Annotated in this window: 10 protein-coding genes; 3 read left to right on the forward strand and 7 right to left on the reverse strand. The window is 44.6% G+C overall.

The features are described from left to right. Nucleotides 1–2: 2 nt before the first annotated feature. The gene (gene fliW, locus RWM02_RS07200) at nt 3–386 is read right to left on the reverse strand and encodes a flagellar assembly protein FliW (RefSeq protein ID WP_122862169.1); all 384 of its coding nucleotides are present in this window, start codon (nt 384–386) and stop codon (nt 3–5) included. Nucleotides 387–535: 149 nt separating this feature from the next. Between fliW and RWM02_RS07205 the strand changes: the two genes are divergently transcribed. After that, complete coding sequence (locus RWM02_RS07205) at nt 536–1183, forward strand: outer membrane protein assembly factor BamD (RefSeq protein ID WP_314070573.1); 648 nt, start codon at nt 536–538, stop codon at nt 1181–1183. A 9-nt stretch (nt 1184–1192) separates the two neighbouring features. Next, the gene (lon, locus tag RWM02_RS07210) at nt 1193–3619 is read left to right on the forward strand and encodes an endopeptidase La (RefSeq protein WP_314070575.1); all 2427 of its coding nucleotides are present in this window, start codon (nt 1193–1195) and stop codon (nt 3617–3619) included. Between the two features lie 499 nt (nt 3620–4118). On the opposite strand, the gene rpsR is transcribed toward lon, so the two are convergent. From rpsR to RWM02_RS07240, 6 genes are all read right to left on the reverse strand, one after another. Next, the gene (gene rpsR / locus RWM02_RS07215; protein ID WP_002946417.1) at nt 4119–4379 is read right to left on the reverse strand and encodes a 30S ribosomal protein S18; all 261 of its coding nucleotides are present in this window, start codon (nt 4377–4379) and stop codon (nt 4119–4121) included. Between the two features lie 14 nt (nt 4380–4393). After that, a complete protein-coding gene (locus RWM02_RS07220; RefSeq protein ID WP_122862172.1) occupies nt 4394–4975 on the reverse strand; it encodes a single-stranded DNA-binding protein in 582 nt (193 codons plus the stop codon). A gap of 9 nt (nt 4976–4984) precedes the next feature. After that, the gene (gene rpsF, locus RWM02_RS07225) at nt 4985–5371 is read right to left on the reverse strand and encodes a 30S ribosomal protein S6 (RefSeq protein ID WP_122874108.1); all 387 of its coding nucleotides are present in this window, start codon (nt 5369–5371) and stop codon (nt 4985–4987) included. Between the two features lie 90 nt (nt 5372–5461). After that, on the reverse strand, nt 5462–6448 hold the full coding sequence (gene holA, locus RWM02_RS07230) for a DNA polymerase III subunit delta (protein ID WP_314070579.1): 987 nt from the start codon (nt 6446–6448) through the stop codon (nt 5462–5464). Beyond that, a complete protein-coding gene (locus RWM02_RS07235; RefSeq protein WP_314070580.1) occupies nt 6441–8360 on the reverse strand; it encodes a ribonuclease R in 1920 nt (639 codons plus the stop codon). Before RWM02_RS07235 ends, holA begins: the two co-directional genes overlap by 8 nt. Then, nucleotides 8357–9175, reverse strand: coding sequence for an HDOD domain-containing protein (locus RWM02_RS07240; protein WP_122862176.1), 819 nt, complete (start codon nt 9173–9175; stop codon nt 8357–8359). Before RWM02_RS07240 ends, RWM02_RS07235 begins: the two co-directional genes overlap by 4 nt. A gap of 129 nt (nt 9176–9304) precedes the next feature. Here RWM02_RS07240 and ilvC point away from each other — a divergent pair. Beyond that, a partial coding sequence (gene ilvC / locus RWM02_RS07245) for a ketol-acid reductoisomerase (protein ID WP_314070585.1) occupies nt 9305–10049 on the forward strand: 745 nt, incomplete at its 3' end.

The raw sequence follows: 10049 nt of genomic DNA on the forward strand, positions 1-10049 counted from the left end.
ATTTATTTTTCTATAAAATCCGAAATTTTTTCGGCCTGTTTATACATCGGATATGCCCACGCGTCAAGCACTATTTGAGAGAGTGTCATGTTTGTCATATTGCAAACGATAGGAGCGATGAAATTTACCGTCGAGGTCTCGATTGGGGTGCTTACGACCATGATGTTGTAGATCCTTAGCTCGCTTTTGTCGTTTATGTCCATCAGCTCCTGGTAGTACGTCGGTATATCAAATTCGTAATTTCTCAAGGCGTACGGGTTTATCGCGGTAAAAGACGTCTCATCGTCCTTGCTTTGAAGCTTTACGAAAAATTGATCTAGCTCTTTTAGTTCGTAACTTTTGATATGCTCAAAGCCTAAAATCGGACTTTTGACTTGAAAAACCATATACATCTCCTTAATTATACATTTACCTTTTACGCGAATTGTACCCAAATTTTTCTATTTTTAAGCATAAATAAAACAAAAATTTACCAAAAAGCAACAAAAACAATGGTAAAATAGCCCATTTAAAAAATTTAAATTTAAGGGAACGTATGAAAAATTTGATCAAATTTTTATCTGCGGTATTTTTTGTTTGTTTAATCGGCGGTTGTGCCGACAAATACACGGAACTTTATAATCTAACGCCGGATCAGTGGTATTCCGAGATCATCGGCGATATCAAAAATCGCGACCTAGAAAGCGCCGACAAACACTACACGGCGATGTCTAGCGAGCACGTAGCTAGTCCGCTTTTGGAGCAAATGCTACTAATCCTAGCCCAAGCTCACGCCAACGACGAAGAGTACTTGATGGCGAATTTTTACCTAGACGAATACCTTAAAAGATACGGCGATAGCGGCCCTAGGAGCGAATTTGCGCAGTATCTAAAGATAAAGGCGAATTTTGATTCATTCTCGCAGCCCAATCGAAACCAAAAGCTAATGCAAGACAGTATCGCCGAGATAGAAAAATTTCTCTACATCTACCCAAACACCCAGTATCGCCCGCTGATCGAAACTATGCTGGTTAAATTTAAACTCGCGATCTACAACCTAGACATGCAGATAGCAGATCTTTATGAGCGTACCGGCAGGGACGAATCGGCGCAAATTTATAAAGAAAAGGTGCAAGCATCGCCTTTAAACGACGCAAATATCGTGCTTCCGCAGCTTCCTTGGTATAGAAAAATGTTTGAATAGGAGCTAAATTTGCAAATTTACGAATCAAAAATGTTCCCGGCGCAGCTACCCGTCATCGTGGAGGACGAGTTATTTTTATATCCTTTTATGATCACGCCGCTTTTTTTGAGCGACGAGGAAAATATCGAAGCGCTAAATTTAGCTCTCGAGTCGCAGAGTCCCATCCTAGTCGTACCGACGAAGGCGCAAAACGAAGGCGCGCGAGAATTTGACTCCATCTACGACGCTGGCGTCATAGGCACCGTGATGAGGCGAGTGCCGCTACCAGACGGCAGAGTGAAAATTTTATTTCAAGGCACTAGCAAAGGCCGTATAGTCTCAAAAGTCTCCTCAAAGCCACTGCAAGCTATCGTAGATGTGCTGCACGAAAAAAGACCCGAAAACACCAAAAGCGACGCGCTACTAACCGTACTTCGCGAAAAGGTGCGAGATCTCGCCGCGCTTAGCCACTTTTTCCCGCCCGATCTTTTAAAAACGATAGAAGAGAGCGCCGAACCTAGCCGCGTTTGCGATCTGATTTTAAGCTCGCTAAGGCTAAAGAAAAAGACGGCGTACGAGTTTTTTATCGAGGAAAATTTGGAGCAAAAGCTGCTAAAACTCATCGACTACGTCATCGAGGAGATCGAGGCGAACAAGCTTCAGCGCGAGATAAAAAACAAAGTCCATTCAAGGATCGACAAGGTAAATAAGGAGTATTTTCTAAAAGAGCAGCTAAAGCAGATCCAGCAAGAGCTCGGCTCCGATACGAGCCGCGAAGAGGAGATCGAGGAGTACCGCAAGAAGCTGGAAGCTAAGAAAAAATTTATGGGCGAGGATGCGTATAAAGAGATAAAAAAGCAAATCGACAAACTATCGCGCATGCATCCAGACTCCGCCGACGCCAACACGACGCAAAGCTACCTAGACTGGGTCGTGGAGGTGCCGTTTGAAAACCTGGCCAACAAAAAACTAAGCGTACAAGAGGTCGCAAAGCAGCTAAACGCCGATCACTACGGGCTTGAGAGGCCAAAAGATAGAATAGAGGAGTATTTTGCTCTGCGCGAGCTTTTGCAACTGCGAGGCGTCGCGGGCAAGGTAAATAACGGCGCAATCTTGTGCTTTGCAGGTCCTCCGGGCGTTGGTAAAACGAGTCTAGCAAACTCCATCGCAAAGGCGCTAAAACGCGAGCTAGTGCGCGTGGCGCTGGGCGGTCTTGAGGACGTAAACGAGCTGCGCGGACACCGCCGCACCTACATAGGCGCGATGCCTGGCCGTATCGTGCAGGGGCTCATCGAAGCAAAGCAGATGAATCCCGTCGTGGTGCTAGACGAGATCGACAAAGTCGGCAGGAGCTTTCGCGGCGACCCGACCGCTGTACTGCTAGAGATCCTAGACCCTGAGCAAAATAACAAATTTAGGGATTATTATTTAAATTTTAATATCGACCTGAGCAAGGTTGTTTTCGTCGCGACGGCAAACGACGTGAGCGCCATACCGCCGGCACTGCGCGACAGGATGGAATTTATCGAGCTTAGCTCCTATACGCCGCAGGAAAAATTTGAGATCGCTAAAAAATATCTAATCCCTCAAGAGCTCAAAAAACACGGCCTAAAACCGAGCGAAGTGACCCTAGGCAAAGACGTGCTAAGTCTCATCATCTCAGACTATACGCGCGAAAGCGGAGTGCGAAATCTGCGCCGCCGTCTGGCGGATATCTTTAGAAAAGTGGCAAAAAGGTTGCTCGAAGGCGAGGCGCAAAAGATAACCGTGACGACTAAAAATTTAAATGAGTTTTTAGAAAAGAAGGTCTTTGAGATCGAGCATGCCGACAAAAAGCCGCAGATCGGCCAGGTAAACGGGCTGGCGTGGACGAGCGTGGGCGGCGATGTGCTAAAGATCGAAGCTATACGCATACAGGGCAAAGGCGGCCTGCAGATCACGGGTTCTTTGGGCGACGTGATGAAGGAGAGCGCGTATATAGCTTTTAGTCTCGTTAAAGTACTGATCGATGCAAAAAAGATAAAAGTACCGGCCAAAATCATCCCGGGCTTGCCTGATGACGTCAAAGACGGCGTAAAAAAAGAGCCGAGCCTTAGCGAAGTGTATCGTCGCTACGATCTGCACATCCACGTACCTGAGGGTGCTACGCCAAAAGACGGTCCGAGTGCCGGTATCACGATGGTGACGGCGATTGCTTCGATCCTAACGGATACAAAAGTGCGAAGCGACGTGGCGATGACGGGCGAGATTACGCTCAGCGGCCGCGTGCTACCTATCGGCGGGCTAAAAGAAAAGCTCATTGCCGCGCATAAGGCCGGCATCAAAACCGCTCTGATACCGCGCAAAAACTATGAACGAGATCTGGGCGACATCCCGCAAGACGTCAAAAACGATATGCAAATCATCCCTGTGGACGTCATCGAAGATGTTCTAAAAAATGCGTTCGTCGCAAAATAACTACAAAATTTGATTAAATTTGGCCTCGATCACGGGGCTAAATTTCTACTTTAATATCCTTAAATTTATTTGAATAAATTTTATGTTTTGAAATTCTTTTTTAATATGATAAGTATCTAAAATCGGCTGGATAGGGTGTATAAATTTTTGGTTACCCATAAAATTTGAGCACTGATTTATTTATATAAATTAGCTTGGATCTCGATACTTCAAATTTGCAAACAACATTCTTGCATTCCGTATGCATAATCTTGCAACATATGCTACTTTGGTATGAATTTATAAAATATGTGCCATCAATCGATCTAAAATTTAGCATATGATGTTTTCTGTGTGGGTTTATGATGCTAAGTTATAAAATTTAATCTCGTTAGTGCCAATACCACTATACTTATTTTAAGTAAAAATATTTGTATTGGAATTGAGCCTGAGAAAAGCGAAGAGTGTAAAATTTAGAAAATTTGAAAAGAAAAGATAAGCCCTAAAAAGGGCTTAAAAATTATAGTCCTTCAAAAGGATTAGTTACTACGTCGTCGCGATCGACTACGTAAGGTATCAAAGCTGCTTGGCGAGCACGCTTGATAGCCTTTTCTACCATCTCTTGGTACTTTTTAGAAGTGCCGGTTAGGCGTCTTGGCATGATTTTAAATCTCTCTGACAAGCAGTATTTCAAAAGCGAAGTGTCCTTGTAGTCGATAAAATCTATCTTTGCCTCTGTAAATTTGCAGTATTTGCGTGAATATTTTCTTTTTTCAGCCATCGTTTTTTCCTTAATTAAAATGGTATGGTTTCGTCGCCGTCATCGTATTTGTCGGCATCTATATCTATTTCTCGGACGTTATCGCCGTAGTATTCGTCTTTTGGCTGTTGCTTTTGTTGCTGCGGTTTATTAAAATTTTGCCTTTGTGCGCTGCTTTGAGCATAGCTATTTTGCTGATTTTGTCCGCCTTGATAGCCGCCGCCGTAGCCGTTATTTTGGTAACCGCCTTGCTGATAGCCTTGATTACTATTTTGATTATATCCGCCTTGCTGTTGTCCTCCGCCTAGCATCTCCATATTTTCCACGCTGATCGTGTGTTTGCTTCTATTTTGTCCGTTATTGTCCGTCCACTGGTCGAATTTTAAGCGGCCTTCTACTAGAAGCTTTGAGCCTTTGGAAAGATATTGATTTGCTATTTCCGCTTGTTTTCCGAAAAATGTTATATCAATAAAGCACGTTTCTTCGCGTTTTTCGCCGTTTACGTTAAATTTTCTCGTTACGGCGATGGCGCTGTTGCCTATGGCTGCGCCCGCAGTCGTATATCTAAGCTCGATATCTCGTGTTAAATTTCCTACTAAAACGACTCTATTAAACATTTTTCGTCCTTATTCTTGCGCTGCTGGAGCTTCTTCTGCTTTGACTTTCGGTTCTTTTTTGTTTAGTTTGATGCCCTTGCTCATCTTTTCCCAAGCGGCGATCTCTTTTTTGTTTTCAAATTTGACTGTTAAGAATTTGATGATCTCTTCGGTGATTCTGATGATACGCTCGACTTCGGCGATAGCTTGGGTCGGAGCCTCGAAATACACGACGAAATACGTTCCGCGCTCGTATTTTTTTACGGTATAGGCTAGTTTTCTAGTGCCCATAGACTGCACAGACGCGATATTTGCGCCGTTTTTGGTTAGGATTTCTTTAACGAAATCAACTTTTGCGCTTACTTCTTCTTCTGTCAAAGTAGGCTTCAAAATAAATAAAAGCTCGTAGTGCTTCATTGATTCTCCTTGTGGGTATTAAGCTCGTTTGCGCGGTTGCAAACGGGCAAGGAAGTCTTTCGACAAGAGCTGATTTTATCTTTTTTTTACTTAATATTTGCTGTTTTTACCGATAAGATTTTGTAGGCCGAGTACGCAGGAGAGTAAAAAAGTTTTTTTATCGAGCGCAGAGTTTGCCTTTAGTTCAAATTCCGCCAAATTTAACTCGGTAAATATTTCTTTATACGCTTTTAAATTTACTGCCAGACACTGCCTTTTTAGTTCGTTTGCGACGTTTGGCGGCGGCGCATAGCCGAGCGTTTCTTTGATGTCGAATTTTCCTGTTATCTTGATGCCGGCATGTAGTTTAAAGAGCCTAAAAAACGCGCGGTAAAGCGAGTTTATAAATAAAATTTCATTAAAATTTCCATCGTCCGCGTAGGAGAAAAAATCGGCCCTGATATCTTTTAGCGCGATAAATTTATCGAAAAAATCGTCAAAACTCACGCTTGATAGCGAAAAGACCAAGCTTCTTACGATATTTTCGTTTATTGGCTCGTTTAGAGAGGCTAGTTTATTTAGCTCGCTTGCAGCTAAATATAAATTTTCGTTATGTATGCGGTAGAGTTCAAAAAGCGCGTTTTTTGTAATATTTAGGTTCATTTTTGCGGCTTGTCTGCCGAGTAAATTTACTGCCTCTTCGGGCGAGCCGGGTTTAAAAAATCTCGCAAAATTTACCCCGAAAGCCTTTTGCGTATCAAAAACGGCTTTAGCATCGGGCTCAAAAAGCTCAAAAATAAATACGCCGCCGTTTTTGCAACCGTCTATCAGGATTTTTAGCTCTTTTGCGGGGATTTTTTTATCGCTTTTTACGTGCAAAAGCGGGCTACCGCCAAATAGCGAAGGCTCGCAAAGGTGCGCACGTGCAGCGTCAAAATCGTACTCGTCGTAGTAAAGGCTCAAAATTTCAAAATCTTTAAATTTGGCTAAAATTTCCTTCGCAAAAAGCTCGATTTGGTATTCGTCTGCGCCGTAAAGCAGGAAATAATTTGGAAATTTAGCCGAATTTAGCGCGGCCTCGAGCTCTTTTCTATACATCGATTTTCTTTACGACCTTGCCAAAAATTTCGGCCGTTGCGATATTTGCATCCGTGATTTCGACGATGACTTTTTGTAGTAAATTTACGCTGTACGCGCCCAAAAATATCCTGGCGCCCTTTATCTCGTCGTCAAGCCTAGCTATCGCGACGTTTTGATTTTCGCTGATATAGGCGTTAAATCGCTGTCCGACGCGCTCTTTTGCCCAGCGCGCAAATTTCCTATCCATAAAGTCAAACGCGACCCTGTCGGCTTCGCGCTCGAGTTCGCTTAAATTTGAGCAAGTCGCTTCGATATTTAAAAGCAGGTAGTTGAAAAATTTCTCGTCGTTGCGCAGCTTGGCCTTTAAAAGGCGGTGCAGCGTAAGGTCGGAGTAGCGGCGGATCGGGCTCGTAAAATGCGTGTAGCGCTCAAATCCCAGTCCGAAGTGGCCCAAATTTTGCGCGCCGTATTCGGCCTTTTTTTGCGATTTTATGATGAGTTTGTCGATCTCCTCGCGGTTGCCTACGGCGTCGGCCTGCGCTTGGATTTTGCGAACTAAATTTGCGATGTCGCTTTCATAAACGAAGTCAAAGCCCAGAGCGCCGAGGTCTTCGAGCAAAATTTGTATTTTTCGCAGATCCGGCGAGCCGTGATTTCTAAAGATGCCTTTACCGATACGTTTTGCCGCTGCGACGTTGGCTAGCAGCATGCAGTCCTCGACGAGTCTGTGCGAGTCGGTATCGGTCTCAAATCTCGTAGATGAAAGCCCGCCGTCCGCGTCAAGGCTCATGCGAAGCTCCTGCGTTCTAAAGTCAAACGCGTTTTTCAGGCGTTTTTTGCGCAGGCGCGATGTGAGCGCGAAAAGAGGCTTGATCCAGTCGGTTTCGTCCTCGCGTTCGCCGCGTAAAATTTGATCGACTTCGTCGTAGTTAAAGCGTCTTTTTGAGGCGATTAGAGCTTCTAGGAGCTCTTCTTTTACGACTTCGCCGTTTTCGTCTAGCGTGATTTTGAAACAAAATGCAAGGCGCGCGGTATTTGGCTTAAGCGAGCAGATATTTTCGCTCAAATTTCGTGGCAGCATCGGCACGGCTTTATGCGGAAAATATATCGAAAATCCGCGCGTTTTGGCCTCTGCATCTATCGGAGAGTAGGGAGTGACGTATTCGCTAACGTCTGCGATCGCGACGTAAATTTCTCGCTTTTTCTCGTCAAAATATATCGCGTCGTCAAAGTCTTTGGCATCGACGGGATCGATCGTACAAAAAGGCAGTTCCCTTAAATCTACCCTTTGCGGATACATCGCGGCATCGACCTCATCGCCCCACGCGAGCGCTTCGGCTTCGCACTCCTCGTTAAATTCGTCGTTTTTGTTAAATACGGCGAGCGAGATTTTCTCGTCGCTAAGTGGGTCGTTTATATTGCCGATGACTTCGACTATTTCGTTATTTAGATTGCCGATTTTTAGTAGCGTGCCTGGCGGCAACATTTTTAGAGATTTTTGCGACGCTTTTAGTGGCGAGCTAAGCGCGGTTTTTACGTTTACGCCAAGGATTACCGAGCCTATTTGTTTGGTATAGACTACGCTCGTTTCGTTGGCGAGTTTTAGCGTCATTACGACTTTGGCGCTTTGGCGTTTTTTCTTTAGCGGCAGGAGCTTTGCCAGTACGATGTCGCCGTAGTGCGAGGCGTTTAAATTTTTATTTTCTATTATTATATCTTGCTTAAAGCGTTTGTCGTAAGGCGCCAAAAAGCCCGTGCCGTTCGCGCTTATATCGAGTTTGCCGCAGACAAAGCCGTTATTTAGATAGTAGCGATCTTTGTGCTGGCTTACGGCGTTTAAATTTAGTAAATTTCGTAGGATTTCTTTATCGGAGGAGGCGACTTCCTTTTCGCTCACTCCGTCAAGTAGTTTGGTTAAAAATTCTTTCACAAATTCGCTTTGACTTTTGCGACGGCTTCTAGGAATTTATCTTGCGCAAAGCCGTATTCGTCGAGATGCATTAGCGTGTTTTGTAGATTATCGTCGTTTAGCTGGTTGAATATATTTACCGCGCTTTTTACGACTTTAAGCGCTTTTGAATAGCTTTTTATGTGCTCCGGCGCGTCGTCTGGGTTGTTTGAATACAAAATCGCATCGACTAGCTCAGACTCTAGATTCCACTGCTCGAAAATTTTAGCCGTTACGGTTTCGTTTGAAATCTCGACGATTTTGTTTTCAAGCTCAGATAGGTCGAAAGGATTTGAAATGTTTTTCAAATTTGCCTTAAATTCGGCCGCTTTGCCGGATTCATTTAGCTCGTTAGAGATGACGATTTTACCGACTTCGAGCATAAACGAAGCGGGGCTTAAAATCGCAAGATCGCTAGCGTTTATTTTCGAGTACCAGTTGTACATCAATGCGTTTTGTATCATGGATATATTTAAGAAATCTTGGTTTGTGATGCCGTAAGGATCCAAATTTATCTTAAAGCTTTTTTTGACCGCGCTTGATAGGGCGAAACCGCGAACCGTCGCCATGCCAAACAGCGCCACCGCTCTAGAAACGGTCGTTATCTCCCTACTAAATCCGTAAAGCGGAGAGTTTGCGGAGCGTAAGACGTTTGCCGTTAGCATCGGGTCTTTTTCGACGACTTGGGATAGATCGTTCATTGAGCTATTTTCGTTTCTGCAAATGGCTTGAATTTTTACGACCGTGTCGTCAAGCGGCGGAAGAGCTTTTATATGTTTATAGATTGATTCGTTCATTTTTCCCACTTCATATCGAGATTTTATAATCGCTAATTCTACACTAAAAGGCTTTTTAAAAAACTTAAAGTCAAGTTTGTTTCAGTGTTTAGGTAGTATAATCTCACAAATTTTTTAAGAGGAGAGAATATGGCAGTAAGTATTTACTATGACAAAGATTGCGATTTGAGCTTGATTAGAAGCAAAACCGTCGCGATGATAGGTTTTGGCTCGCAAGGACACGCGCACGCCGAAAATTTGCGCGACAGCGGCGTAAAGGTGATCGTGGGCCTGGCAAAAGGCGGCAGAAGCTGGGCGAAGGCCGAGGCAAAGGGCTTTGAGGTAAAAACGGTAGCAGAAGCCGCAAAGGCCGCCGACGTCGTTATGATTTTAACCCCCGACGAGCTTCAAGCCGAAATTTTCGAGCGAGAAATTAAACCTAACCTTAAAAGCGGCGCGGCGATCGCATTTGGGCACGGATTTAACGTGCATTTCGGACAGATCAAAGCTCCCGAGGACATCGACGTCATCATGATCGCCCCAAAAGCGCCCGGCCACACCGTAAGAAGCGAATTCGTTCGCGGCGGCGGCATCCCCGATCTAATCGCCGTAGAGCAAAACGCGAGCGGAAAGGCTAAAGAGCTAGCTCTAAGCTACGCTAGCGCTATCGGCGGCGGCAGAACGGGCATCATAGAAACTACATTTAAAGACGAGACCGAGACCGATCTTTTCGGCGAGCAGGCGGTGCTTTGCGGCGGACTTTGCGCGCTAGTAAACGCGGGCTTTGAGACTTTGGTCGATGCCGGATACGAGCCTGAGATGGCGTATTTCGAGTGCCTTCACGAGCTAAAACTAATCGTAGATCTAATGTATCAAGGCGGCATGGCCGATATGC

It is taken from the genome of Campylobacter showae (assembly GCF_963515975.1).
Classification (GTDB): domain Bacteria; phylum Campylobacterota; class Campylobacteria; order Campylobacterales; family Campylobacteraceae; genus Campylobacter_A; species Campylobacter_A showae_F.

Coding starts and splice junctions, on each gene's coding strand:
- rpsF (WP_122874108.1), bottom strand. CDS start 5,371: ATGAAGCACTACGAGCTTTTATTTATTTTGAAGCCTACTTTGACAGAA.
- fliW (WP_122862169.1), bottom strand. CDS start 386: ATGGTTTTTCAAGTCAAAAGTCCGATTTTAGGCTTTGAGCATATCAAA.
- RWM02_RS07240 (WP_122862176.1), bottom strand. CDS start 9,175: ATGAACGAATCAATCTATAAACATATAAAAGCTCTTCCGCCGCTTGAC.
- holA (WP_314070579.1), bottom strand. CDS start 6,448: ATGTATAGAAAAGAGCTCGAGGCCGCGCTAAATTCGGCTAAATTTCCA.
- rpsR (WP_002946417.1), bottom strand. CDS start 4,379: ATGGCTGAAAAAAGAAAATATTCACGCAAATACTGCAAATTTACAGAG.
- RWM02_RS07220 (WP_122862172.1), bottom strand. CDS start 4,975: ATGTTTAATAGAGTCGTTTTAGTAGGAAATTTAACACGAGATATCGAG.
- RWM02_RS07205 (WP_314070573.1), top strand. CDS start 536: ATGAAAAATTTGATCAAATTTTTATCTGCGGTATTTTTTGTTTGTTTA.